Source organism: Kibdelosporangium persicum, from assembly GCF_013280595.1.
Taxonomy (GTDB): domain Bacteria; phylum Actinomycetota; class Actinomycetes; order Mycobacteriales; family Pseudonocardiaceae; genus Kibdelosporangium; species Kibdelosporangium persicum.
Map to the genome: position 1 here is coordinate 80020 of NZ_JAAATY010000008.1, position 26102 is coordinate 106121.

At 64.9% G+C, this 26102-nt stretch carries 26 protein-coding genes; 1 reads left to right on the forward strand and 25 read right to left on the reverse strand.

Annotated elements, in window-relative coordinates; all coding sequences use genetic code 11:
* Positions 1-631 precede the first annotated feature (631 nt).
* From kilB to GC106_RS16555, 23 genes are all read right to left on the reverse strand, one after another.
* Positions 632-1216, reverse strand: coding sequence for a plasmid transfer protein KilB (gene kilB / locus GC106_RS16445; RefSeq protein ID WP_173130878.1), 585 nt, complete (start codon positions 1214-1216; stop codon positions 632-634).
* Positions 1217-1519: 303 nt separating this feature from the next.
* Positions 1520-3124, reverse strand: a complete 1605-nt coding sequence (locus tag GC106_RS16450; RefSeq protein WP_217280594.1) for a hypothetical protein — start codon at positions 3122-3124, stop codon at positions 1520-1522.
* A gap of 63 nt (positions 3125-3187) precedes the next feature.
* Positions 3188-4858: a DNA cytosine methyltransferase gene (locus GC106_RS16455; RefSeq protein ID WP_173130881.1), complete on the reverse strand. Its 1671-nt coding sequence runs from the start codon at positions 4856-4858 to the stop codon at positions 3188-3190.
* Between the two features lie 39 nt (positions 4859-4897).
* A complete protein-coding gene (locus GC106_RS16460) occupies positions 4898-5263 on the reverse strand; it encodes a hypothetical protein (RefSeq protein WP_173130885.1) in 366 nt (121 codons plus the stop codon).
* Positions 5260-6279, reverse strand: a complete 1020-nt coding sequence (locus GC106_RS16465) for a bifunctional DNA primase/polymerase (RefSeq protein ID WP_173130887.1) — start codon at positions 6277-6279, stop codon at positions 5260-5262. Before GC106_RS16465 ends, GC106_RS16460 begins: the two co-directional genes overlap by 4 nt.
* Positions 6280-6458: 179 nt before the next feature.
* The gene (gene ssb, locus GC106_RS16470; protein WP_173130890.1) at positions 6459-6896 is read right to left on the reverse strand and encodes a single-stranded DNA-binding protein; all 438 of its coding nucleotides are present in this window, start codon (positions 6894-6896) and stop codon (positions 6459-6461) included.
* A 115-nt stretch (positions 6897-7011) separates the two neighbouring features.
* A complete protein-coding gene (locus tag GC106_RS16475; RefSeq protein ID WP_173130893.1) occupies positions 7012-7833 on the reverse strand; it encodes a hypothetical protein in 822 nt (273 codons plus the stop codon).
* Between the two features lie 160 nt (positions 7834-7993).
* Complete coding sequence (locus GC106_RS16480) at positions 7994-9961, reverse strand: hypothetical protein (RefSeq protein ID WP_173130896.1); 1968 nt, start codon at positions 9959-9961, stop codon at positions 7994-7996.
* A gap of 7 nt (positions 9962-9968) precedes the next feature.
* A complete protein-coding gene (locus tag GC106_RS16485; RefSeq protein WP_312872686.1) occupies positions 9969-10409 on the reverse strand; it encodes an NUDIX domain-containing protein in 441 nt (146 codons plus the stop codon).
* Between the two features lie 234 nt (positions 10410-10643).
* Positions 10644-12899, reverse strand: a complete 2256-nt coding sequence (locus GC106_RS16490; protein ID WP_173130899.1) for an FtsK/SpoIIIE domain-containing protein — start codon at positions 12897-12899, stop codon at positions 10644-10646.
* Complete coding sequence (locus GC106_RS16495; RefSeq protein ID WP_173130902.1) at positions 12892-13266, reverse strand: hypothetical protein; 375 nt, start codon at positions 13264-13266, stop codon at positions 12892-12894. Before GC106_RS16495 ends, GC106_RS16490 begins: the two co-directional genes overlap by 8 nt.
* 15 nt (positions 13267-13281) lie before the next feature.
* Positions 13282-13506, reverse strand: a complete 225-nt coding sequence (locus GC106_RS16500; RefSeq protein WP_173130905.1) for a hypothetical protein — start codon at positions 13504-13506, stop codon at positions 13282-13284.
* Positions 13506-14621 (reverse strand): hypothetical protein, encoded by a 1116-nt coding sequence (locus GC106_RS16505; protein ID WP_173130908.1) that lies wholly within the window; start codon positions 14619-14621, stop codon positions 13506-13508. Before GC106_RS16505 ends, GC106_RS16500 begins: the two co-directional genes overlap by 1 nt.
* A 306-nt stretch (positions 14622-14927) precedes the next feature.
* Entirely contained in the window at positions 14928-15371 is a 444-nt protein-coding gene (locus GC106_RS16510; RefSeq protein ID WP_173130911.1) for a hypothetical protein, read from the reverse strand.
* Between the two features lie 93 nt (positions 15372-15464).
* Positions 15465-15959 (reverse strand): M23 family metallopeptidase, encoded by a 495-nt coding sequence (locus GC106_RS16515; protein WP_173130914.1) that lies wholly within the window; start codon positions 15957-15959, stop codon positions 15465-15467.
* Positions 15959-16372 (reverse strand): MazG-like family protein, encoded by a 414-nt coding sequence (locus tag GC106_RS16520; protein ID WP_173130917.1) that lies wholly within the window; start codon positions 16370-16372, stop codon positions 15959-15961. The genes GC106_RS16515 and GC106_RS16520 overlap by 1 nt, the downstream gene beginning before the upstream one ends.
* Before the next feature lie 154 nt (positions 16373-16526).
* Positions 16527-16706, reverse strand: a complete 180-nt coding sequence (locus GC106_RS16525) for a hypothetical protein (protein ID WP_173130920.1) — start codon at positions 16704-16706, stop codon at positions 16527-16529.
* A 118-nt stretch (positions 16707-16824) separates the two neighbouring features.
* The gene (locus tag GC106_RS16530; RefSeq protein ID WP_173130923.1) at positions 16825-17328 is read right to left on the reverse strand and encodes a hypothetical protein; all 504 of its coding nucleotides are present in this window, start codon (positions 17326-17328) and stop codon (positions 16825-16827) included.
* A gap of 34 nt (positions 17329-17362) precedes the next feature.
* The gene (locus tag GC106_RS16535) at positions 17363-17581 is read right to left on the reverse strand and encodes a hypothetical protein (protein ID WP_173130926.1); all 219 of its coding nucleotides are present in this window, start codon (positions 17579-17581) and stop codon (positions 17363-17365) included.
* A gap of 177 nt (positions 17582-17758) precedes the next feature.
* Positions 17759-18241 (reverse strand): hypothetical protein, encoded by a 483-nt coding sequence (locus tag GC106_RS16540; protein ID WP_173130929.1) that lies wholly within the window; start codon positions 18239-18241, stop codon positions 17759-17761.
* Positions 18242-18245: 4 nt separating this feature from the next.
* Positions 18246-18809: a hypothetical protein gene (locus tag GC106_RS16545; protein ID WP_173130932.1), complete on the reverse strand. Its 564-nt coding sequence runs from the start codon at positions 18807-18809 to the stop codon at positions 18246-18248.
* 73 nt (positions 18810-18882) lie between these two features.
* On the reverse strand, positions 18883-19074 hold the full coding sequence (locus tag GC106_RS16550; protein WP_173130935.1) for a hypothetical protein: 192 nt from the start codon (positions 19072-19074) through the stop codon (positions 18883-18885).
* Positions 19071-19331 carry a hypothetical protein gene (locus tag GC106_RS16555; protein ID WP_173130938.1) on the reverse strand — a complete coding sequence of 87 codons (261 nt, stop codon included), beginning with the start codon at positions 19329-19331 and terminating at the stop codon, positions 19071-19073. The genes GC106_RS16550 and GC106_RS16555 overlap by 4 nt, the downstream gene beginning before the upstream one ends.
* Before the next feature lie 810 nt (positions 19332-20141).
* Between GC106_RS16555 and GC106_RS16560 the strand changes: the two genes are divergently transcribed.
* Positions 20142-20840, forward strand: a complete 699-nt coding sequence (locus tag GC106_RS16560; protein ID WP_217280595.1) for a GntR family transcriptional regulator — start codon at positions 20142-20144, stop codon at positions 20838-20840.
* A gap of 65 nt (positions 20841-20905) precedes the next feature.
* Here GC106_RS16560 and GC106_RS16565 read toward each other — a convergent pair whose 3' ends face one another.
* Both GC106_RS16565 and GC106_RS16570 read right to left on the reverse strand, forming a co-directional pair.
* Positions 20906-21736, reverse strand: a complete 831-nt coding sequence (locus GC106_RS16565) for a hypothetical protein (RefSeq protein WP_173130941.1) — start codon at positions 21734-21736, stop codon at positions 20906-20908.
* Positions 21737-22193: 457 nt separating this feature from the next.
* Complete coding sequence (locus tag GC106_RS16570) at positions 22194-25241, reverse strand: NACHT domain-containing protein (RefSeq protein WP_173130944.1); 3048 nt, start codon at positions 25239-25241, stop codon at positions 22194-22196.
* Between the last annotated feature and the right edge of the window lie 861 nt (positions 25242-26102).

The window sequence follows — 26102 nt, forward strand, 5'->3', positions numbered from 1 at the left end:
AGACGCTGAGGTGGCCGGTTCGTCAGTTGGGCGGCGCTCGAACAGGGCCACGATCTGTTCGATGTGCTCGGCCGTGAACCGGTAACCGCCGCCTATCCAGCTGAAGGGGATTCGGCGCTTCCGGGCTTGTTCCTTCACCCACCACTCCGAACAGCGGAGCATGGTGGCCACTTCACTCGGCAGGTAATACAGCGGTTCGCCGGTGGGCTGGGTACCGACGGTGGTCATCGTGATGGTTCTCCCGTTCTGACCGTGCATCAACGCGTGTGGGCGCCAGTGGGCTGTCCCGATGGGGCGGTTGGCGTCCTGGGCGCGCTGGGACGGCCGTAGTGAGGTGTCACGTCCCCCTGCGTCTCCCCCGGTATTCCGGCGGCGTTGCGTGCTTCACGTGCGCGGCCGGACGCGCCGGGCGAGTTGTCGCGGATGAACGCCAGGCACACGTCGGCACGAGTGCGACCATGCGCCTGTTGCGGGCGTGTCCGGCGCCACGGCTGGCCTGCCATTCCGTTTCGGACACGGGATGTTCTTCGGTGGGCCGTCTCCACAGTTGCCCGAGCCAGGCTGCCCCGGGGCGCCGCCCCGGGCGTTGCGGTGTACCGGGGTGGCGCTGGCAGTGCGTTGCGGTGGTGGGTCAGCGGCCGGGCAGGCCCGCGCCCAGGCCGGCCATGACAGCGGCCATCTCGGTTTCGAGGGCCTTCATCGCGGCTTTCGCTGCGTGGCGACTGGCTGTCAGGCGTTCCTCTGTGCGGCTGGCCTGATCCTCAAGCGCAGTGTCCATCGCGTACACCGCCTGAACGGCGCGATCGACGTGCGGTCGTAGCAGGGGAGCCAGCACGGCAAGTTGGGTGTGCGGTCGGGTGACCGCGCTACGGGTCGCCAGTGTCGCGGCCAGTGTGGATTCGATCTGCATGGCGTTGTTCCTGATACGTGCCGCTTCCAGATCCCACATGGCCGCGTAGTGGTTCGAGAGCGCGGTCATCAGGTCGCCGTAGATCTCCACCACAGTCACCTGCCACTCGTGCACTCTGCCAGCGGAGTCTGCCCGGCTTTTCAGGACACTGCCCACCACAGCACCGGTGACAGTGGCCACCAGCGTGGATACGACCGTGATCACGGTTTGCCAAATCGGCATGGCCATAGTGACCTCTCTTGAATCTTTGAGGGAGGGAAAAGGGATAGGCCCTGTCAAGCGCGCTGTTCTGTCCGAAGTGGTCATGCCGCCTGGCATGGTGTGTGCGGGGTGTCACGTCCCCTACGTCTGCCCCCTCGGTTTCAGCCTGTCTGGTGTGGCTGTAACCGAGGGGGCGGGTTGTAGGGGTTTTAAACCCGGAAACCCGGCGCACGTGTGTTGACCTGGGAAAACAGGTGCCGGGTTTGAGTTGATCTCCGGGTTTGCAAACCCGGAAGTGCCGGGTTTCCGGGTTTGAACCGGACGAGGCGAGGAGAAACCCGGCGGTTGCATGTGCTGGTCAGGTGGTGTTTTCCGGGTTTCCGGGTTTCCGGGTTTGATTTCGGGGGGTCAGTCCGAGCTTGATCGTTTGACCCAGTAGATGCGGGCGTTGGTGGCCGGGTCGGTAGCCGACCGGAGCACCATGTCACCGCGCCAGCGGCCGACCTGACCGGTGAGCCGGCGGCCGAGCGATTTCACCGACAGCAGCTTCCCTGCCGGGGTGGTCGGGAACAGTCCGTTCCAGGGGTCGCCGCCGATGTCGGGTTCGGCGCTGCGGCGGACATCGTTGGCTGACAGTGCGGTCTCGCCGTGCAGTTGGTGCCAGCGCAGCAGAAACGCTTGCCATTCGGCGGCGTCGTCGTCCAGTTCCCGGGCGCTTTCGGTGTTGGCCAGGAACGACGGGACGCCGTGGTGTTCCAGGAACCCGCCGACCCAGCGTGCCCAGCGGGTGAACTGCCGCATCTCCGGCACGGTGTTTGAGACGGGTGCGCCGTGCGCGGTCCAGTCCAGGATCAGGGTCAGCACGTGCCGCAGGACGGTGGCCCGGTTGGCCGGGTCGAGGATCCACGAGTCCAGATCAGGGATGGAGAACCCGGTGCGGGCTTCCGGCCGCGGGCAGTCCGGGTCGAGCCGGACCCAGATGGTGCGTGAGGCCATGTCGCCGCCGGTGCGCAGGTTGTTGCCGGTGGCCAGCCAGAGCCGGTCGTTGTCGTACACGGCGGCGGAGTTGGTGCCGAGTTTGCGGTCGGTCCAGGTGCGTTCGGTGACCAGCCGGGCCAGGTTGGCGGAGTTGATGACGGTGCCCTCTTCGAGGTTGTCGAACACCACCGCGCCGACCGAGTCGGCCAGCACGGTGGTGATGGACTTGCGCAGTTCGTCCTCGCTGTCGGTCCAGGTCAGCACCCGTTGGCCGACCAGCAGCCCGACACAGCTGGTCAGGATGGTTTTGCCGGAGCCGGGCATGGTGGCGTCCACGATCCCGAACGGCGAGAGCGTCCGGGTGAACGGCCGGATGATCGGCGTGACCAGCAACCCGAGGTAGTTGGCGCGGTCGGCCGGCGTGCGCCACGGGAAGTCCACCAAAAACCGGTCGAGCAGGAACTCGCAGGCCTCGTTGACCTGCTGCGGGGTCGGTTTGTCCGGGACCGGATCGAGTACCAGAGAACCGGTGGTCAGGTAGAAGCCGGTGGCGCGGTCGTAGCCGGGGGTTTGCAGCAGCGTGCCGTCGGGGCGCAGCACCGGTGTGGAGATCACCCGCCGCAACGGCGGCAACCCTGGCCAGGACTGGCGGGCCAGGACCGCGGCCAGGACTTCGCGGCGGGGGGTGACTTCGCCTTTGTCGTCGACCACGGTGGCCTGTTCGGCCAGCAGGCTGGCCAGCAGCGGCGGGCGCAGCACCGACACGGCCAGCGGCATCGGCACGTCCTCATCGCCGGAGGTCACGTCCCCCGCTCCGGACACCGGTTCGATGACCACCGGGGCGCCGTCGGTGACGTAGGTGTCCGGAATGACCCGCTCGTCCAACGCCCGGGTCAACTCCCGGATCGTTTCCGGGTCGGACCCGACCCGGATCAGCTGGCGGGTTCCCGCCCGCGGCGGGTCGGTGTCGTCGCCGGTGTTGTCGACGGGGTGCAGGTGCCGGTCGTCAGGCCGATGCTGAGCGGCGGTGGTCATGGCAGCCTGCCTTTCTGCGTCAGTGCGACGCGATGGAACGACGGGTGCAGAGGGTGCGGATGGTCATGCCGCTGTCACCGCTGACGGTGTCGCGCCACTGAGGGACGTGACATCGTCGCGGGTGATGGCTTCGACCACGGCGGCCCACAGGTCGCGGGAGACCGGTGGGGTGACGGCGTTGCCGCACATCCGGACCTTGACGCGTTTGGACGTGCCCAACAGCACGAACCCGGCCGGGAACGCCATCCCGAGTTTGATCTCCTCGACCAGCAGCATCCGAAACAAACAGTCCTTGATCGACGGCGCGGCCCGCATGACCGCGTCACCCTCCACAGTGGTCTGTGTCGGCAACGGCGTGTCCAGGCCGCGCAGGCGGCCGGTGTCGTAGGCGTAGAGTACGTTCGGGTCCCAGGTCACCAGGCTCTGATGTCCGTCGGTGGTGAGCGTGCGCAGCGGTTCACCCACCGGCGTGCACATCTGCGCCGGGTTGCCACGGGGTGTGTTGTTGCGCATCGCCATCGCCAGCGCGTGATGGGTGCCGCCCGCGGCGAAGGTGTCCAGCGGATCCAGCACCTCTTTGACCCGGTTGTTGTTGCGCAGCGGCACCACCACCACAGCGTCGCTTTCGCGGGTGGTGCGGGTGCGCATCGGCACGATCGCGGACTGCGCGTCGTCGTTCCATGTCCCGCCGGCCGGGACCAGCAGCGCGGTCTCGTGCCGTGCGGTCTGGGTCCGCACGGGGGACGTGACCGGTGCGGCGTGCTTGTTCTCCCGGCCTTCCACGGGAACCAGCGCAGGCATCACCCGCAACCGCTCACCGCTGTCACGTCCCCGCTGCGGGCGGGTGAACCGCGCCAGCCACGCCTCGATCCGGGCGGTGGTCTTGGGCGACAACGGCTCCGCGCGGTCACCGATCCGCTCGCCGCGCACCGACAGATCCAGCGCGGCCAGCGCGGGCAGCGCAAACGGCGCCACCTGAGTACCGCGGCAGGCGACCGAGGGGCAGCGGTAGACGTACTGACGGCCGTACGCCCCATACGGTTTCTTCGGGTTCTTCGGTGCGTGCAGCGCGGTAACGGTCTGCTCGCACGACGGGCACCACGCCCGCGGCCGGGTCCACCGGTCGAAATCCGGTGCCTGGTAGCGGTTCTGCCAGAACACCACATACACCCGGTCGCGCAGCTGGGGTGCCGGCGCGCCCAGTTGGTGGGCGAAGGCGGAGTTGAGGGTGAGCACCTTGTGCTCGTAGCCGAGGTTGCGCATCCGGGCGATCCACTTGCCAAAGTACCGCCACTTCAGCAGCGGCGGGGTGTTCTCCACGATCACCGCGCGGTAGCGGTGGTATTCGGCGAACCGGGGCACGTCGTGCATCAACGCCCGGCTGCGTTCCCGGGCCTCGTCGGGCAGCGGTTCGTCGTCGGTGTCCTCGGTGCTGTCCAAGTCGAACAGGGTCGGATCGGTCGGCTGGTCGGCGAAGTCCTGGCGTTCCCCGCGGGCCTGGGACCAGAAGGTGCACGCCGGGCTGGCCCACAACACGTCGGTGCGCGGAAACCGCCCAGGGTCCACGGTGGCAATGTCCTGGCGGTCATGGTCCACGTGCGGGAAGTTGTGCTGGTGTGTTTCGATGGCCAGGTCCCAGTGGTTGGCGGCCATCACCACCCGCACACCCGGGACGGATTCGGCGCCAGAGGAACTGCCCCCTGCGCCACAGAACAGGTCCGTGACCGTGATCATGACTGCCTCTTTCTGTCCGGTGTGGTCACGCGAACTTGGTCATACGGCCGTCCCCTGCCACGTTTGGATGTCACGTCCCCTAGCGGGCCTCGTGACTTCGGCATCGTCATCTGGTTCTTCGGGAGTGCGGTATTCACTGCCCCACGTCTCCCATTGGGACGGTGGAAGGTAGATCCAGACGCGGGCTGCCAGGTCGGTGCCCGATTTGGTGGTCTGGTAGGCGAAGGTGGTGGTGGGTGCGTAGCAGCGGCTGGCGCCGTCGGGGCGATCGAGCGGGCACCGCAGGCGTCGGCTGGCGCGGCGGGTGGCCAGCCAGTCGCCGTAGAAGTACCAGCGGTGATCGCGTGGTCCGCCGGACAGGGCGACCAGGTCGCTATGCGGGTCGTCCCACGCGAACTCGGTCATGCGGCCGTCCCGTTGCCACACTGGGATGTCACGTCCCCGTGCCGCGCTGGGGTTGTCGTGGGTGGGATGCGGGGACGTTTCGCCCCCGCGCGTAGTCCGTTGGTGATGGTGCGGCGCAGTTCGTAGTCGGTGCAGTCGCAGTCGGCGGTGAGCATGTGCCGTGCGGCGGCGAGCAGCTCCTCGAACGCGGTGGCCCAGTCGAGGCTGCCGCCGCCGACGTGCTGTCCGAGGTTGCCCGCGGCGCTGTAGAGCGTCTTGGAGTGCTCCCCGGCCGGCGCGTCGGCGACGCGTTGGCATTCGCCGCACACGGCGGCGGCTGTGTAGGCCGCCAGGCGCGTCGAGGTGCGCGGTGGGGGTGCCGTGGTGTGCACGACCGGTTTGGGCGTCAGCAAGGCCGTGAGCCATGCGGGAAGCGGCACCGGGGGCAGGTCCACGGCGAGTTCGTACATGCCGTCCGGGGTGATCGAGCCGGGCGCGACGATGTAGCCGCCCCAGGCGCGGGTGTCGATCTTCCAGCCCAGGCCGGTGCCATGCTCCCCCTCGGTGTTGCGCAGCCGTACCCCGGTCGGCGCGGCGAAGAACAGGTGCATCCCGCCCCGGGCGGTCAGTCCCCAGCAGGTACGGGGAAACGGCTGGCCCTGCTCGGTGCAGATCGCGGCGAAGTGGCCCAGCCCGTCCCGCACGCCCTGCGCTGCAAGGCCGGGCGGTGGCGTGTCCTTGGCGGACTTCGGATGATCCAGGTCGATCACCACCAGCCCGCTGGGACCGGTGGCGACGCCGATGTTGTACGGCGCGCGGGTCCAGGCCGCCCGGATCCGGTCCGGGTCGGTGGTGGCCCGCTGTTCCCAGCCCTGATGCCCGTCGCGGCAGAGCCCGGTACGGGGGCAGGGTTTGCGCGCGGTGTCACCGTGCAGCGCGGGCGGTTTCTTCAGGCCGGGCTGGATCGGGAAGACATGCCAGCCGCGCTCGGCAGCGGCCAGGGCCGCGGCCAGCAACTGACGGTGGGTGGCGTCCATGCGGGTGTCCTTTCGCGGTCAACACGGCGTTGTCCGGTCGGTGACGGCAACCGGGTTGCTGCCCGGGAAAAAGGGCAGCGGCGCAGCCGCACCGCTCAGAGCAGTGCGGCGCGCCGCCGGGGCAGACAGAGGGTCGTCGGACGCGCTGTCGCGTCCGACCGGTAGGGAACGGATGCGGGTCAGAAGGGCGGTTCGCCGCTGTTCCACTGGCTGTCCGCAGTTGCCGACTGCGCGCTGGTGTCCCCGTCAGCACGGGTGGCCTTGGTCACGGTCACGGTGGCCCATCGCATGGACGCGGCGACTTCGGCGACGTCCAGCTCGAACGCGTAGCGCTTCTCGCCCTGGCCGGTTTCATACGAGCGTTGCCGCAACGCGCCGGTGACCAGGACGCGGGCGCCTTTGGACAGTGAGTTGGCGAGGTTTTCGGCGGCTTGGCGCCACACGGTGCAGCGCAGGAATGTCGCGTCCCCGTCGATCCAGGAACTGGTTTTCTGGTCGTAGCGGCGGTCGTTGGCCGCGACGGTGAAGTTGGCGACCGCGGTGCCGGTCGCGGTGTAGCGCAGTTCCGGGTCGGCGGTGAGGGTGCCCGCGACGGTGACGTCGGGAAGGCCGGACATGGCAAGAACTCCTCTGGTCAAAGGTGACGGGGGTGTGGGGTCCGGTGTGACGCGGGCGCATGGTGTCTCCGCGTCACACCGGGGTGCGTGCCGCGCCACCCGTGGTGGCGGCTGGTCAGCAGCCGTAGTCCGCATTCGGGTTGGGCGCGTGTTGGCGGGTGCAGTCCGGGCAGAGCCAATGGGTGCGGTCGTGCCGGGTCCAGCCACGGTCGCGGGCCGCTTGCGCGGTCGTTGCCCGGTCGGGGTGCCGGATCTCGTACCAGCCGCCGGCGCGGTCGTCGTCAGCGTCACCGAGCACGGCCGGCTGTTCGGATTTCCATTCGTGGTGGTCGCACAGCGGCGCGGCGCAGGTCAGCCGCCAGGTGGCGTCTGGTTCGCGGGAGATGTCCTCGACGCGGTACCACGGGTCGCCGTGGTGTATGTCCAGCCAGGCGACCAGTTCAGGCCAGGCGTCGAACTGATACTGCTCGCCCAGTGCCTCGTTTGTGTCGACCAGCCAGGCCGGGCAGACGTGCCGCCAGCTGTGTCGTGACCACCAGGCCGGCGCTCCGGCGTCCCACGCCTCAAGCACGCGGTCGCGGACGCGCAGGACCATGCTCGCGGTGCGCCGGGCGGCGTCCGTCAGTTCGGCAGGCCGCGCGGTCCAGTCGACGCCAGTGGCGGCCAGCAGCGCGGCGTATTCCCGGGCGTAGACCAGCGGGACCGAAGTCAGCGCCATGTGCAGACCGGACTGTGTGTGGACGACCGTCCAGCCGCCGGTGTAGCGGCGGGTGCAGGCGTCGACCGACGGGATGATCGCCAGTCCGCGCGCCGGACAGGGTTCGCCGGGGAAGGTCAGTCCCGGCTGGTCGCGGTACACCGGTGTGACAGGCAGCCACCCGGTGGTGTCGTCCACCGTGGTGATGCCGCCGTCCGGCGGCGAAGTCGTCAAGGGCATGGCAGAACTCCATCCAATGCGTCAACGGAGCGAACGCCCACTGAGGACGACCGTTGGTCACGTCCCGTGTGGGTGTAAGGAACCTGGGAGTTAGCTGTCGCGGCGTCCGGTCACGCGTAGTTGCGTGGTGCGTCGGTGAGCCGATACAGGGTGCACGGCGTCAGCGGATCGTGTGGTCGAAGTGCAGGAGGTGCCCTCCACTGCAGGTGCCAGTGAGGCGTGTGGTGTCCCCCTGCCTGCCTTGTCCGCTGAGATATACGCTGCCGGCGCATACCGGGCAGGTGGCGGTGAGATACGCCTGAACAACGCGCTCGCCTTGGCCTGTCACGCCTTTCACGTTCAGTGTCACCGGGCGCTTCGGTTTCTCGTTCTCGTCATGGTTGACGGCCAGGCTCTGCGGGGTCGAAGGCCGCGCGGAGCCTGGATTGCTTCCTGGACGCTGACGCCCCCGGTTCAGGTCAGGGGTGTCACGTCCCTTTTTGGTGCGGTTGACGGGACGATCGGCGGCGTCCACGCGGTTGTCGAGTTGGGCGAGGGTCTCGGGTGCGATGGCGATGAGGTGGTTGTCTTCGCCGCCGATGCGCACCGCGGCGGCGTGGTCGTCGTCCGTAAGGGCCTTGCGGTTGGACTCCGGCACGATGTTGGCCGTCTTCGTGCGGCTCAAACACTTGAGCGCCTGGTCAACTTCCTCCTTGCTGAGGTCGCGGTTGAGGCGTGCCCGCAGTTCGTCCAACCCGACCCAATCCCGGCCGGGACGCACGGTGAGCAGATCCCGGTAGGCCTGGACGATCTGGCCCTGGATGTGTTCCTCGCGGTTGTCGGCGGGTGTCCGGCCACCGTTGAACGGGTCGCTGATCGGCTTGGTCTGTCCTCGCTTCTGTGTTGGTGTCGACGGGGTGTTGGTGTCGGCTGTGGATGTCGCGTCCCTTGTGGTGCGCCGCCGCGGCGGTGTCTTTGCTGCGGCCGGAGTCACGTCCCCTTTCGAAGTGATGGTGCGTGGTTTGTCGAACTGGCGGTTGTCGGCCGGGGTCCGGGATAGCGTTTGGTCGGCAGTCGCGGCTGTCGCTGTGTCAGCGCGCGTTACCGGCGCTTGCTGCGATCGGCGACGTTCTTCCCTGCGGATCTCACGATAGAGCTCGTCACCAACGCCCTGGGTGTGCATGGCGGCGACCAGATCGTCGTCACTGGACGCGGCAACGCCTTGAGCCCGGACCCGCTGAAGGGCGTCTGGGTCATCCTGGCGGTGGCTGAGGAACGAGATGAGGTGCTTGGCCTCGCCACCTAGCTTGACGGCTGCGTCGCGATCTCGATCGGTCAGAGTCTTCTGGTTCTCTTCGGGGATCAGCGAGGCGTCCGGATCGTGAAGGCTCAATTCCGTTATGGCTTTGTCGAATTCAGCGCGGTCTACGTGGGGGAGCTGATCGCGCAGTGCGGTCAAGCTGACCCAGCCGCTGCTGGCCCACCGGCCCGGTCGGCTGGCGAGTCTGCGTGCGGCGTCTCGGATTTGGTCCGGCACGTTCACCTCTGGCGCTTCCGGCATACCGCTGGGTTTGTCCGATGTGGTCACAGGTGTCACGTCCCTTGTGATGTCCACGGCGTCCTGAGCCGCGATGGGCGGTGCTGGCCGCGTGGCCTGCTTGTTGTGCTCTTTGGCTTTGGCGATGCCCTGGGCGAGCAGATGCAGCTCGGCCATCTCACGCGAGCTGAGGTTCTTCTTGCCCTTGAGGTAGCGCAACCGGTTCTGCAGACCCTTGAGACCTTTGTCGGCGAAGCGCTGGTTGACCTCTCGGGTGAGGTCGGCCTTGACGGACGTCATCGAGCCGTCCCAGAACCGTTCGGCGACCTCGGCGCGTTCGGCGACCGGGACGATGTCCAACGGAGACTGAGACTGTGGTGTCACGTCCTTTGTCTGCTCACCGTTGTCGCAGACGTGCGCCTTTTTGACGGCGTCCATGGTGGACTGGGCAGCAGTGAGTTTCTGTTCCGCCGCCGCGATCTTCGCCGGATCGCCGGTGGCCTCAGCGGCGGCGAGAGCCCGGCGGGCACGGCTGAGGCGTTGCCGCGCCGCCTGATGGGCCTTGGTGCGCGATGCGCCGCCTGTGCAGCGGCGCCCACCGGCTCGACACATCGCCCTGTCACGTCCCCTCACTGTCACGGCCGATCAGCGCGTCGAGCACGATGGTTTCGTGGTCGAACGCCAGCCCGCGCTGGATCGCCAGCGGGACCGGGATCCAGTCGGCCGCGCGGGCGTCGTCGGCGGCGCGGGGGATGGACATGTGGTCGAGCAGGGCGGTGTAGGCGGTACTCACGACGTGGCCGCGCGGGTCGCGGCCCGGAGTGTCGTAGCGGCCGACCCATTCCAGGGTGTCCGGGGCGATAAGGCTGGTTTCCTCCCGCAGTTCTCGGCGGGCGGCGTCCTCGGGCGTCTCGCCGGGATCGACGTAGCCGCCGGGCAAGGCCCAGCAGCCGGGGAAGGCGCTACTGGTGTGCGTGCGCTGGATCAGCAGCACCCGCAGCAGCCCGTCCGTGTCCCGGGCGAACAGCACGACATCGACGGTGTACCGGATGGAGTCCACGATCGTCGAACCTCCAGAATGATCACACAGAGTGACGATAAGGGGTAGGATGGAATGCGTCACGTCCCCCAGGGAGGGAGTGGCTTGAGATCACCGCGTGCCGGGGTTTCGACCGTTTCAGCGGGTGTCCGCTGGCCGCGTCCCTGCCTCCCTGATCACTGTTTCCGCAGGTGAGTTCAGGGAGTCGCGGCAGGGAGGCGGGTAGGGAAAACTCCCTGCCTCCCTGCCGCCTCCCTAGGCGTCCACGCCCGCCTGCTCGCCGTCGGCACCGCCAGAACGGTCACGCTCCGCGAGCGCGGTGTGGACGAGGTCGGCACTGACGTGCATTTTGCCGTCGGTCTTGTACGGCGCGGCGTGGTACTCGGTCAGGTACTGCTTGAGGTCGCCGAGTTCCCAGCCGCCGTAGGTGATGCGGTGCAGTTCGGTAAGCCGTTGCAGCACTTCCTGAGTGCGCATCTTGGGCAGGTCACCGATCACGGTGGCGATGTCGGTCAGCGGGTCGCGTTGCGGCTCGCCGTCGTCGGCATCGTCGTGGCCGATGGTGCGGCCGTGTTGTTCGAGGATCTGCATGGCCCGGTCGATCACCCCGTAGGCGTCCTGTGTGGACACATAGTGGGACTTGGAGATGACGAACGCCATGCCGTCCGGAATGTCGTCAACCTCGCCGGTCAGCACGACGGTGCCGGCGTCCCGGCCGGGACGCAGGTCCTGAGGCCGGGCGCCCATGTCGGCGGCGTCGGCCAGGACCAGCTTCGCGGTCGGGTGGTTGGGCACGTACAGGCTGGCCCGCACGTGCGCGCCTTCCCGGACCGCGACGGGCAGGGTGCGGTCGTCGGGCCGCTGTGTGGCCTGGTACAGGTGGATGTTGACCGCGCGGGCCTGGTCATGCAGCCGCTTGGCGGCCCGCCAGGCACGGGCGTCGGCCTTGGTGCCGCCGATCGGGTGCTGCTCGGCGTAGAGCACCTGGACCTCGTCGACGAACGCGTAGATCGGATGGAAACCCGATCCGGGCTGGCGCGACAGCTCCCGGGTGATGTTGCCCCGGATGCCCGCAGCACGTTTGGCCTCGTAGCGGCGTTGCATCTCTTCAACCAGGTCTTCGAGCATGACGCAGGTCGCTTCGGTCTGCTCGACCGCGGAACCCTCGATCAGGGTGTGCGCGCGGGGCTCGAACATCGACCAGTCGCCGTCGCCCTTCAGGTCGGCGATGCGCAGCTCCACGGTCGGGTCCAGCGCCAGACCAAGGGCCTTGAGCCGCATGAACGCGGTCTTGCCCTGTTTGGACACCGCACCGATCAGGCCGTGCCGGTTGAGCATGCCCTGCTCGATCTGCTCCCCGCGCATGGTTACGCCGATCGGCAGCCGGTCGCGGAACACGTCGAACTCGCCGTTGAACTGCAACGGCCAGGGAGGGGCGGGCTTGTCCATCGTGCCCGCATCAGCGACCCACAGGTCCAGCACCCGCGCGTCGGCTTTCGGCTGGCGTTGCGGGTAGACCTCGTGCTTGTGCCGGCCGAGGTTCCCGGCGAGCAGCTCGACCCGTTTCGGGTCCAGGAAGTCGCTGGCCGCGCACCCGAACGGCAGCCTGACCTGCACATACGTGCCGCCACCTTGCTGGCGCGGCAGCACTACGAACTCCAGTTGCTGTCCCTCTTTGAGCGCCTTGGTCAGGGACGTGACCTTGCAGTGCGTCAACGCGCGGGTGAGCATGCTCTCGTCGATCACTGCGAAGGATTCGGCACGCTGCTCGGGTGTGTGCAGCCACTCGGGCTCCCATGTGGAGTGTCGGCGGCCCTTGTGCCACAAGTACACCAGCACACCGGTGGTGGCACCGGTGACCAGCACGATCCCGTAGGCGGTGGCCACCCACACCACGAACGCGACCGCGTCGATCACCGCGGTGATCGGGCCGGTCACCTGGCTGATGTCCTCGCGCGAGATCGCGAGGATCACCCCGAGGGCCAGCAGCAGTGCCGCGACTGAAAAAGCCGCCGTGGCCAGGGCTTTGACCACCCTGGCCGGTGAGTCGATCCAGTCCATCATGCGCTGGTGGCGGCGTTGTTTTTCTGCGACCGCACGGGCTTCCCACTCCCGCAGGGCTTCCTGGTCACGGGACTGTTCGGCGTCGTTGAGCAGCCGCTCGTAGCGCGCTGATCCATGCGTGTCGCGCCAGTGCCTGAGCACCATCCCGGCCCCGGCGACCGGGTAGGACACGTTGCGCGCCAGCGCTTTGACCACCCGCAGCGTCCGCTGATGGGTCGCCACGGTGCGGACTACGTGCACTACCACCGTGACGTCTCGTCGGTAGGCCTCGATCCGCTGCAACGCCAACGCTTTCTGGCTCGGGCGCCGCTGCTGGTATTCCTCCTCGCTGATCAGTTCGGCGTCCAGCACCTGTCCGGCCGGGTCGGCCGGGGGACGGTGGGGCAGGTAGTGCACGTTCGCCAACTCCTCCGGCCGATCGCCGCCGGGGGTGGTCCCGTCAGTCATGGTCCCGGTCCTTCCCGGACGGTTCCTCGGTGTTTGCGCTGTTCCCAGGCGGTGACGCGGTCCCGCCGCCGGGTGTGCGGTGGCGGCGGGTCAGCTGGATCTCGTGGGTGGCCCAGGCGGCGGCGATCACCCCGGCCGGCACCGCCCACGTGCCATCGACCGTGACGGCCAGCGCGAGCGGGATCCCGACACCGGCCAGCTCCAGCCCGTGCCAGCCCAGCCACGCCGCCGCCAGCCGCGCCCGCGCCGTCAGACCCGGGGACGTGACCCGATCCCGCACCGCCGGAAGGCGGGCCGGTGGCACGTCCGCCACCGGCCCGGGACCGGTCTCGGGCTGGCTGGTGTTCCTCGCGTTGTCCGTGGTCACTGCGATGTCACCTCCCTATGTGTTGTGCCGCAACGGTTCACGCCGCGACCATGACCCATCACCTGCGGAAACGCGGGTGCTGATCAGCCGGTCGATCCCGCTCATGCCCGCTTCCAGCACCCTGGCCACCGCCAGCAGCGGCCAACGGGCCAGGTGCAGCAGCAGAAACACCAGCAGCGCGGCCACGAACTTCGCCAGCGCCCACGTGCCGAACTCCTCCAGCACTTCGGTCGCGGACATCACGACACCGCCCCGGCCGGGCTGTTCCCGTCACCGCCGCCGTACAGCGCGTAGGTCACCACGATCGCGACCTGGGCGCGGACTTTCAGGAACCGCTGCACTTCGGTGCGGGTCGGGCGGGCCGGAAGCACGCCCGCCTGGATGCCCTCGCGTACCCGGGCCAGCAGCGCCGGAACACGGCGCGCCACGCGTTCCGGAACGTCCGGCGGCAACACCACCTGATCCGTACCGGACGGGGTTTGTCCTGTTCCCGGCCTGTTCCGCGACTGGCTGGCGGCCGTGTCGGCCAGGTAGGCGGTGATCTCGTCCACCAGCGTCTCGGTGGCCGGGTCGATGCCCGGCAGCGGCCCGGGCGGCAACCCGGGAACAATCACCGGAACAAGCCGCGCCCGGCCCCACCACGTGCGGCCCAGCCGGACCAACCCCGGCTGGAACACCAGCCGCGCGGTGCCGTCACCCGACACGTCAGCCACCGCGTGACGCACCGCCGCGGCCCGCACGGCCACCGTGCGGCGCTCAGCCAGCCGCGCCAGCCAGGCCGCGTAGCGTTCCGCGCGGGTCGGCAGCGGACCGCGGGGCCGGGCGGTGATCAGTTGATGCACCACCACCCCACCGACCGACACCGCCGCCATCACCACGCCATCGCTGATCCCGCCGCCAGGCTGGGTGTAGCCGTGCGCGAAGTTCAACCCACCGGCCACCGCGCAACACACCCACACCCCCACCACCAGCCACCCGACCGGCCGCCCGGCCGCGCGCGCCATGGTCACCGCGAACGCGAACGCCCACATCGACCCCTCGGTGAACCCCGGCAGCAGCACCCCCCACGCACCGAAGATCTCCCGGCCGTAGACAGCCATCGCCGGCCACGCCAGCACCGCCGGAATCAGAATGATCGGCAAGAACAGCAGATGCATCGCATGTGCACGCACCCACCCCGCGACCGCAGCCCGACGCGCCTGCCACCGCGCTGCCTTCTCCGCACGGTCCTTGCGTGCTTGCTCCGCCTGTACGGCCCGGTCGGCGCGCTCCTGCTCGCGCATCGCCAGCTGCGCCGTCAAGTTCCGCGCCGCAGCGGCGTCCTGGTCCTTGCGGCGCTCATCACGCCATCCCATCACTCCCTCACCTCCCCTGCACGCGCAGGAACTCAGTCACAACACGAATCGAATCTGTCCCCATAGGACAGTCACGACGGCCGTTCCGCATTGGGCAACGCCGTTAAGGAACAGGCGCCTACGCCGTTCCACAGGGGACGTGACACCGGTCAAAGGTGGACACCGTGGCCAACCAGCCACAGCAGCAGCGGATCGACCCGGGCGGCGAATGCGTGTAACTCGGTGCCTTCGCCGTCGGACTCGTCCCTGGCGGCACCCCATCGGGCCTGTGGCCACGTCGCGTCCGGCCACTGATACTTGGTCTGGTCAGCCGTGGCCGTTGCTTCTGGTGAAGGCGGCCAGCAGATCAGCGGGGGCGACGGTCAGGGTCGGCTGATCGCTGCTGACCGGCCGGCGCAGCGCGGCGCCCAGTTCGTAGGCCTGACCGCTGTGCAGTGACACCAGCAGCCGCGCCGGGTGACCTGCCAGATCCACCTGGACAGCGGCATCGCCCGACCCGCCGTAGGACAACGTGATCGTGACCGTGGTGTTGAACGCGGCAGCCCACGCACACAACCGGGTCAACTCGTCGATCAGGCGTTGTGTGGATCCCGACTCGATCGAGTACGGCAACGACAGGTAGGTCATCCCGCTGCCGTACACGGCAACCCGGTCGATGCGCGGAAGGTGGTCGTATTCCGCGAGCGCCGTAGCCACCTCGGTCATCAACCGGGTCACGTCAGCCGTGGTAAGCGCGGCAGTGGTGTTCATGGTGGTCTCCCTCGAAAGAACCGAATCCCCAGTAGCCGGTGTGGACACCACCGCCGCGCAGCGCGAGGCGCGCGGCGGCAGCGAGAGGAACGCTCAGAGATGCACCCCGTGGCGGGCCAGCCACGGCAGCGGGTCGATCCGGGCGGCGCGCTGGCCGCCGGGCCAGACCTCGAAATGCAGGTGCGGGCCGGTGGATTGGCCGCGGGAGCCGACCGTAGCGATCTGCTCCTCGGCGGCCACGTCCGCACCGTGCGGCTGGTCGATGGTGTGCATGTGGCCGTAGACGGTGACTGTGCCGTCCGGGTGGCGCAGCCGCATCCACAGGCCGAACCCGGATGCGGGTCCGGCTTCAATCACGGTGCCGTCGGTGACCGCCCGGATTGGGGTGCCTTGCGGTGCGGCGATGTCGATGCCGTAATGCGGGCCACCACTGCGTGGCCCGTAGCCGGAGGTCAGCCGCCCGTCTGTAGGCGCGACGTACCGGCCGCTGGGGACAGCGTCCGCACCCGTGGTCGGGTTGTTGGTGTGGTGGTAGGCCACAGCGGCGACCACGACGGCGACCACGATCACCGGGCCACTGCGGGCCATCAGTCGTCACCTGCCCGGCACTGGCAGGTGTCCTCGGTCACGAGCCGGTTCGGTGTGGTCCATACGGGACACGGAGCGGTGTGCGGCCCGGCCAGCCCATCAGACGGATCCCCGGCCGCGCCGGCAAGCCGGGCGCGGATCCTGGTCGCAGCGCGGGCCAGCACGGTAACCGGGTCCACCCCGATGCTGTGCATCGCCACCAGGCTGCTCAGGCACACATCAGACAGCTCATCAGCGACATCGGCCAGTGAGTGGGTAACGCCCTTGCGAGGGTTCTGTCCAGTCGCGCCGATCCAGGCCCGGGAGACCTCCCCGACCTCTTCACTGAGCTTGAGAATGCGGCACTGTGTCTCGTGCAGGCTGTGCCCGTTGTGCCGATCCAGCCACCGGGCCACTGCCCGGGTCGTGGCCACGATGTCCTGCTCCGGTGCCCCAATACCGGCCGATCGGTCAGCACACGGGTGCGGGTTGTCTAGCATGGTGATCTCCTGACTGCGTCGGAGAATGCGGTGGGAGACCCGGCCCGGCGGGGTCTTCTTCGCGGGAGGACCGCCGGGCCGGGCGACATCACCGGCGGGTACGCACGATGTGCTCATCCTTGTTCTTGCGACCGAACAACGCCCCCGCGGTGCAGGCCAGGGCGATCAGGCCCATGCCGATGGCGATGCCGAGTTCGCCCATGCCGCCCGCCGTGTACGCCAGGTACCCGAACACGACGGCCAGGATCACCAGAATCAGCTTCAACATCACATACCTCCACAGTGGTTTTCGTTGGTGTTCAACACTTCCGCCCGCAGACCACAGCTGGTGGCCAAGGGGCGTGAACCTGAGTGCCGTGCCGATATCGCCGCACGCCGTGGCGTGATCAGGACGCGGCACAGCCAGCACTGTCGACCGCGTCGACAATCGCCCTGGCAGAGTTCTCATGCCGGGCATACGCGGCGGGAAATCCCGAGCGCTGCACCGCTTGAGCGGCGGTGGTGACGCTCATCTGCTGCCAGCCTGGCACGGAACGCAGACGTTCGTAGAACTTCCGGGCGCTGTAGCTGGGGCTCATGATCTGTACCGGAGACCCCCAGCCCATGCTCGGCCGCTGCTGGAACAAACCCAGCGAGTCCCGGTCGCCGTGATTCAGGTTGCGCAGCCCGGACTCCTGCAACGCGGTCGCCACCGCGACCACCCTGCCCCGCTCCGGAATGCCCATGTCCCGGCCGACCGCGACGATCGTGGCCGCGTTGTCCAGCTGGTCCGGTCCGTACCCGGACACCAAGCACACCGTCCCGCGGGCGGTTCCGGTGTCCGGGCCGGCCAGATACCCCACGACCACGACACCGGCCAGCACCGCGCCCGCTTTGGTCAACAACGACATCACGACCACCTGACCCGGAGTAGGGCGCGGGTCTTCACGCCGCGTCCAGCAACGCGACCCGCTCGCTCCGGACATGGGCGACGGCAGGTGCCGGGGCGGGCGGTGTCTGGCTGCTCCTGCCGGGGCAGGTCGTACGCCAGGTGCCGCAATGCACCCGCACCTGACGGCCGTCGCCCAGCCGGGCCAGGACCGTCAGTGAGCCACAGCCGAACGCGCAGTTGCGCAGCGTTTGGTCCGGGTCGGGAAAGTTCATGACAGTGCGTCCTTTCTGGACATCCGTCTCGGTACAGCACGACAGGCCGGGTCAGCGCAGGCGCGCGGGCGAGCATGACCGGTTTGGCGGCTCCCATTGGACGGAATGGTGGTGAGGATCAGGATTCGCGCCGCATGGCTCCACACCGCGGTGGTCGCGACCGTGCCGCAGCGGCGGCTACGCCGCCCACGCGGCGAGACTGTCTACCGGGGACGTGACACCCGGCAGGGGCGTGCACGGCGTGGACTCGGTCAACGCGGTGATCTCCGCATCGATCCGGTCACGCTGCACGGGATCGGTGGTCTCCCACCACAAATCGATCAGCTCACGCAACCGGTACGCCCTCGCCCAGCCCGCGTCCAGCGTGGCTGACCGGTCGGGCATTGGGCGCACGCCGCACAACGGGCACCGCCGGGCCGCGCCGCCCATCCGCTTGATCTGCCGCTCCCGCGACCGGGATCCCCGCCAGGTACGGGCCAGCGTCCACGTGATCCCCGCGGCCTGCACCACTTGCAGCAGCCGCGCACCCTGCCCGGCTTCGTGCAGCGCCAGACGGGACGTGACATTCTTGGCCCACCCGATGTAGTGGCGGGCATGCCGATACGGCCGGTCAAAGTGCAACAGATACACCGTGCCCACATACCGGTCGGGCACCGTCACCGGGCTAGCCGAGTCCATACAGCACACGCGCCACAACCCGGTTGAGCACGTCACAGATGCCGCCGACCGCGTCCTGCGCGACCACGGTCACCGGACTGCCGTTGACATAGGCCGGTTCGGTCACATCCCCCGGGGTGATCGGCACCCGGATCAACACCGACGGCAACACGGTCAACCGGCTGGAATCCTGCGGATCGAACCACCGGCGCGGCGACAGCGAATCCCGCCCCCACCCGGCCGCCTTGTACCGCAGATCCCCCAAATCCGGCCGATCCTCGGTCGCGATCACCACGTCGATCGCCATGCTGCCCTGGTCGTCCCACGCCACACCCGCCGACTGGATACGCGGATGCGTCCGCACATACGGCGGCGCCATGATCGGCGAACTGGCGATCTCCCACGCCGCCGCGGCGAACTCCAACCGATCCCGCGTCGGTGTCGGATCCTCGCCGTAATCCAGGAACATCCCCCGCTTCTGCGCCAGATAAGCCCCATACCTCGAAACACCATCACTGGCCTGGACCGTGTCATACCCGTCATCCGGCCAGAACGGCAACTGAGCACTCATCCCTCTTGTCTCCCAACACTTGACACCAACACCAACAGAGCCACAACCCGGCCCTCGGGCATCGCCCGTGCGGTCAGACAGGGCCGTCTTCGGAGGAAAAGAACTCGATCAACACGGCGGACGAAACCCGGTACTGGCCATCGGTCGTCTGCAGATAGGTCCACCCACGTTCAGTGAGGGGCTTCTCGACAACCTGCTCACGGGTACCGGCGGGCGTCGTGATCCACGTGCCCCGATCTGCCCACTCAGCCTTGCCCAGCATCACGCCGCCTCCGGCGTCTCGTCCACGCACGCAAGGGCGCGCTGGGCGATACGGCGATCACGCCGCTCCCGGGCAGAACCGTCACGGAAAGCCGTAGTCGGCTCCACACACGACTCGCGCAACCCAGCCAATTCAGCAGACAACCGGGGATCACTGATCACATAGTGGAACTCAGGATCCAACGGCGTCAACACGTCAACCCGCTCCTGCTCGAACAGTTCGGCGGACTCCTCAGGCAACACATCGTCATCGGCGTACACGGCACGAACTCCTTACCTCACAAGGGTGAAAGCGATGGGGCCGTTGGTCCCCGACCCCTCCACACCCGATCCCGAACACGCCACGGGCAGCTGTGGAGAGGCGGCACCCAACGGGGCGCGATGCAGTGACCGGCGTTGAAGCAAAGCGCTTGTCAGCGGCCGGTCTCCCACTGGCAAGCGCGGCGTTTCGATCGATTCACGACGACACCCTTCTCAAGCAAGAGCCGTTGTCGCGAACGGAAACAACGGCTCTTGCTGGGGTTGTTCACCGACTGGACTGGATCTCAGTCGGTGCAAGTGAAATACCGCTGTCCCCTGGTGCTTCACGTGGAAACCCGGACACGTCAACGGATCGTGAAGGACGAGAGGATGCCCATCCCAGCGGAAGGATGGTTGGCAGCCTTCTCCGTGACCGACTCCCGACTGGTTCACACCGATGGGAGGACCACGCGCCGCAGGCTGCCCTAAATGGCGTCAATCCACTGTGGAGTTCTCTCACGTGGCGAGTGCGTCAGCACGGCGATTTACCCATCAGCTCCCGTAATCCGAGCTACTTCAGGCACGCCAGACACACTGGTCCCAGCACTAAGGACGACCGCCTATCGCTGCATGAGCAGCGTTCTCAGTTAATGCTGCAAAAAGAAGTAGGAACGTTAAGCGAAATGCCAAACAGACGGACTCCGCATTGTCACTCCTTGATGCCGATTTGGGTTGGTAGCCTGTATCGGAGCCGCATACCTAGTATGCTGATACGTACCTAGTACGTCAACACGTACTAGGTACGTCACCCGTTCGGACTAAGGAGAGACGTTGGCAGCTAACGACAAGGCTCGGCGACAGCTCCCCAAGTACATGGAGATTGCCGGAGAAATCCGCAAGAAGATCAAGACCGGTGAGTGGCCTCCCGGTCACGAGGTGCCTAGTGCAGCTACGCTGTGCGACCAATACGGGGTCAGCATGAGCGTGGCCAAGCATGCGCTTAACCTGCTCAAGTCAGGAGGCCACGTGTATGGCGTATTCGGCGTGGGAACATTCGTGGCTGACCGTCCCAGCCCTGTCCGTATCTCACCCGAGCGACAGCTACAGAGCGCAGAGGCAACCTTCGACAGCGAGGCCGAACAGGCCATCGAAGTCCGCCGCACCACCGAGCGGGTCGCCGCACCGGCCGACATCGCCGAAGCCTTCGGTATCGCCACAGGGGAGGAAGTAACCCACACCCTCACCCGCTCGTCAGAAGGCGGACAGCCGATCTCTATATCGGACACATACCAACTGATCGGAGTTGAGGGGATTTCAGGCGCCACTATTCTGGAGGAGACGGTGAGCCAGCAAGTTCCCTCGGTAAGCCACGCAGAATGGCTCGGAACGCCTCCCGGTGAGCAGGTCAGGACGATCCGTCAGCGGTTCCTTACGGCAGACGATCAGGCGGTCATGATCTCCGACGTATCGTACCCCATTGATCGCTATGATACATTCGTTTTTCGAATGGCCATCCCGTCTGATGTCTAAATGAAACCAGGGATATAACTCAACACTTACCCGGGCCTGGCTGAAGTGATACTTCAGCCAGGCTTTTAACGCTTCACCCAGGCTTGCGCGACGTCATCCAAGTTCCACCACGAAACGTAGTGGGCGTCCTTAGACCGCAGCTCCCATCCGGCCGACAACCGGTCAAAAAAGGTGTCATCGGCCGTTTTGCCGCCCTTTGGCTCACCAATGAACACAAGGCGCTTTCCGCCTGCCCTCTCGAACCACGAAAGAGCCTCCGAGGCCATGCGGTTACCCCAGCCTGGTGGCCAGCAGAGGAACAAGACGTCGCCTGAACGATCTCCAGCCGAAAGCTTGTCCAGACCTTCGACGGGGTGCCACACATCGGCCTGGCCCGCGCCTGCCTGAAACGACACGTTGTCCCCCTGGTCCGGTGGTTCAGAGTCGTACGCCTCGACCTCCACCCCAGCTGCCGACAGTAGCGCTGCCCAGTAGCCTCTCCCGGCACCCAGCTCCACCATTGGACTTCCGTCGCAGAACTTGATAATCCACCCGACGGTTTCGGGCGATGGGATGGCATAAGAGTAAATACCTTGCAATAGCATCTGCGCGTATGCCAGGCGGGCGCTCCCATTTGGTCGACCGGCGTCTACCACCCTGCGCCCACTGCGCTCCGACACCGCTGGCGCGACCACATCCCAGTACGGGTTCTCGCTGTGCGCTTGGCCGCCCGTAACGTAGTGGACAAACCTCAAATCGAATGATGCGTCTGCCCTATCGTCACCGGTACCGCTCAAGTTCGGGGCCAAGTCCAAGTACTCGGCGACCTTGGGATACGTGGCTTTAAGGCGATGCTCGTCGTCCAGCAGTACGGCCAGCTCATGGCGTCGTTTAGCGGTCAGCACCAGGTCGTTCATGTATGCCATTCTCGCACCCATGCCTATCCCCCGGCGACAGCGCGGCCTGGGTACATAGTGAGCCGCATCTGCAGAGCCATGCTGAACGCGGGATACCAGGTCGGATCTCGACTCGACCACGGTCGGACGTTCAGCAAGCAGCGCCGTCCGTCACCTGGGAGCGAAGTGACAGCTAACTCGGTGCCCCACCTCCGAGGAACCTCAGGGAAGGTATCCGCTCAGAAGATACGTGGTTAGGTCCGCACCCAGATGGCGCGCGTGTTCGAGGTCCGAAGGTTCCGACCAACCTAGGGTTCTGAACAGCCTTTCACGGTCCAGGTCAATTGGAATGTTGATCAGTAATATCGGTACCGCTCAAAATTTATCCAGTGAAAACCGCGCTCACGTCACAGCAACGAATAATATATTCACCCGTATTACGCGACGCGCACACATCATCAACCTAAAGGAACGCCTCTCAATTTCCAGAATGCGAGATCAAATCTGCCTCACCGTAGAGCCACGCTGTAATCAACAGCTGGACTTCCATACTCATACCCAAGTCGCTGAGATCTTCAATTATCTGCGAAATCGGAGCACCATAATGCCCCAAACTCCATCTACCACTCGCAACATCTATGAACCATTCATCCCTGGTCCTAGATTCATCTTCATCATCACGACGCCTCGACTCATCCGTACTTAGCACATCGGAGGGATCTTCGAACGCATAAACACTGCCATCTACGCGCTGCCATTCATAAACAAATACGGTCATAAGGACCAAAACGTCAAGCTCTTCAGAATTGAGGCGACTCTCTCTTAGGTTGATCTCCGGGATAACCGTAGGAAAGCCTGCGATGTCGTCCTCTGAATCTGCTATCACCCACGGACGGCGACCTTCCAGCAGGACTTGCCGAAGGTCTGCAAAGTAACCGTTTTCCACCCACTTCGCCTTATTAAATTGCGGAAATGCCTCCGACATGAGAGCTTCATCCGAGAGTGCTATCCGGATCAACCCCGCCAACGGTGGCTCAAATTCTAGCTGTTCATGCACCGGCAAAATAACTTCGGCTACATCACGCTTTGCATTACGCCAAATAGTTAGCGGACTCAGGTTACCAGTGACAGCAAGATAACGCTGCAGCCACAACCATTTTGCCCTGAGGAGGTACTCCGGAATATCCAACTCTATTGATCTATGAAACTGTGACCAGAATGACTGACACTCGTGCGGTAGATATCCAACGCTGGTTAGTCGATTCACATGCATAAGAAAAACTGCAGATGGCTCTGCATGCTCTTGATCTTGGGCCTCTTCTACGAGTTTAAGTAGTATCCTCCCTATTTTGGCTAGTAGCTCTGGCACTGCTCCGGCAATTTCCGGAAGACCCTTCCCGACGAACAACAAAATCGAGCGATAACGCCCATCATCGCGCTTGCCTGCCATATGTTGATTGAAACAAAATCTGACGATCATCTCTACCGTGGTTGGCCTCGGCACAAGATACGACAGAGACCGAGCGAGAAAGGATGCAATATTGTCTAGACTCGCCTTTGAAGACACCTCGCCGGTGTGAGCGATAACCTTACGCAAAAAGTCGTCGGCACCGTCCTCCAATTCATCGTTCAACATCTGAAGCGAGAGCTGCGCTACCATGTCTGATTCTGCTCTTTTGATCAGGGCAATAAGGCGATCGTATAGGGCTGCAGCGTTATGCTGAGTACGAACCATTTGGCGAGCAGCGAAATATTCCAGAAACGTTCGGTGTGTAAATCCAAAGAGTGGCTCTGTGGGACTTGAGCCGATGTCTGTCAACACCCAAGCGCGGCCAGTACAAAAGTCGATAAACTCATTCGCGGCGTTTTCGGACTCCTCAATTGAGTCGAATCTCTTCTCTCGGAGATACTTCGTCATGAAAGCAACAAGCCGCTCACGTGTCAAGCCTTCTTGGTTCTCCGGATTCTCGTAGAGCCAGAGGGCAAGGGCGTAGAGGGCGGACTTGACATGTGCATCGAATGGTAGAGGAATGACAATACTTCGTTGCTTATCCCAACGCTCGAACAACATCTTTGCACATTTTTCGTATACCTCGGGACGGTTTCTGGGTATATATCCCTCGATGGAGTAGATTCCGCACATCAGAGACAGCATCAGTGGATTCTCGCGCAGATCTCGCACCAATTCACTCTCGTGCATAAAGGCGCGTGGAAAGCTTTCCCGTTCTGCGGTACTAAGCGAAGAGTCAAGGTTGAACCACTTACGGACGTAGTCCTCAATTTGCGCTGTACCGAAGTGGCTCAGTGCAACTACGGGGAACATATCCGGATCAAGTGGAGCTTCAGAATATCCTACCTTCCGTGACGTCACGAGTATCTGCGTTGTAGGATAGCGGCTTGCGAATGCATGGACAGTATCTACAATACGGACGCGCAATGCAGTGTCTATTAACTCATCGAGACCGTCGAAGATTACAAACGCGCGTCCACTCATCAGAAGATATTCCACAGCTTCAACGGGTGGCTCAACTTCATAAGGCGACCGACAGACAGATTTTATGTATTCGGTCATGGTGGTTCGCTTCTCTTTGAATTCCACGGCAAACTCTCGAAGTACCACCACGAAGGGTACTGTTGCCTTTATTGAAGTGGCGCCATTGCAGATGTCAACTGCTGTCTTCAGTGATAGAGTTGATTTACCACCACCTGGATCTCCTAGAAGAACACAACGAGAAGTAGTTGCAAATACCTGCGAAATATCGGAGATGTGCGCGTACTCCTCTGACCGTCTGCGGCGCCGCCGTACAGCTGAAGGCTTCAAACCCAGATTCTTAGCGGAATCTACCTCCTCCCATCCAACCAGATACGGCTGCACATATAGTGAGTCGAAGGGAACGTACTTGGTGGTTCCCCAATGCGGGAGGCGCATCTTTCCATTTATGAATGCTATTTGCTTTTTGAGTTCCTCCTCGAACTGCTCTATACGCGCGATCGACCTAACCGCCTCGATGATCGAGCAATTCCGCTCTGCATCTCCAACAATTCGCCCTGCGGCTATCCGAAAAATTTCTCCTGGGCGCACCATGAAGTCTTTGTCTAGGTTAACCTGAGCGAAATATTCGCTCGCGATGCGAACAGATTCGTCAACAAGAAGAGACGCAGTCTCTCGGCACATTGGCTCATTGAGGCTTGGCATATGCAACCGGACAGCCATTGCCAGCTCTTTCTCAACCGCATGCCTCGCCGGCCCGCTGTCTATGTCTCCTTTGGTGCAATGATAGATCAGCATTCTCATTGTCAAACTACTAAACTCGGCGGTAGCCAGGAACTTGGCCAGTTCCGACGCATGACCTGGGTTAAGCGAAGTGATAAAGTGGGTGAAGCGCTCGCTATACGGGGGATCGCCTACCTCCGCAACGGAGCGAGCGATATGCTTGCGTTTGAGGAAAGTTTTTGCACCGCCACCAAGGAGCTTTCCAACTGCTGACGCTACGGTCCTCGTAACGATTGCCAGTCCAGCTTCCATTACGTTGCCTCTCCCTATCACTCGCCCCACGTTCGAGGGGTATCAGTCGTGAAGTATCGCGCCTGCGGACGAATCGTAACCATCAATCGTTATTACCTGGGTTCAATCACCCAAAAGAGTGACATGCGTACGTCGGAGACTAACGCCGACCTAAGAGTGATCCGTCGCGGCGCGACGATCTGATCCACTCTCACCCTGGAGTGCAAGAACAACACGAGCCCAGTCTGCAAGACTTCTACACCTTCAGGGCAAGAAGGCCGGAGGACTACGGAGCTATGCAATCTGGTCAAGGCTGATGAGGCAGTTCTGGAGATCATGCCGCGCTGCTGGAGCCCGGAGCGAGGACGGTCCTGCTCAGTGCCGGGACCGGGGGAGAAACCGAAGCAGCCAACCTCCATCGCACCACCCACCCTCGACACCCGCCGTCGGCCCCGTCCGCCCCGACACCCTCGCCAGCGGAAATCATCTTCGTGATGTTCAGAAGCGACTGCAAAACCGGAGGTTCATTCTGGCGGTCACGTCGGCGCCGCACGAAGACTTGATGAAACGACGGTGATCGAGATTCGAAGGTGCTGGGAGAAGTCTGGGAGACGAGCTACCGATCGACGTGCCAGGACACCTGCGTAGACCAACACGCATCGACAGCCCTCACCTTTGCTTTTACCTAACACTGCAGGTGGGAAGCGATGGTGGACCTGGTTGTGGTCCAGGAAGTCGCGGGTTCGAGTCCCGTCACTCACCCCAATCCCCGAAGTGTGCGCAGCTGACGCTGCGCCGCTTTGGGGTTCGGTTTTGTTCTGGGGGCCGAGCCCCCAGACCCCCACGTGCGTGCTCCTTACCTTCCAGCGCTGGTTACCTTTC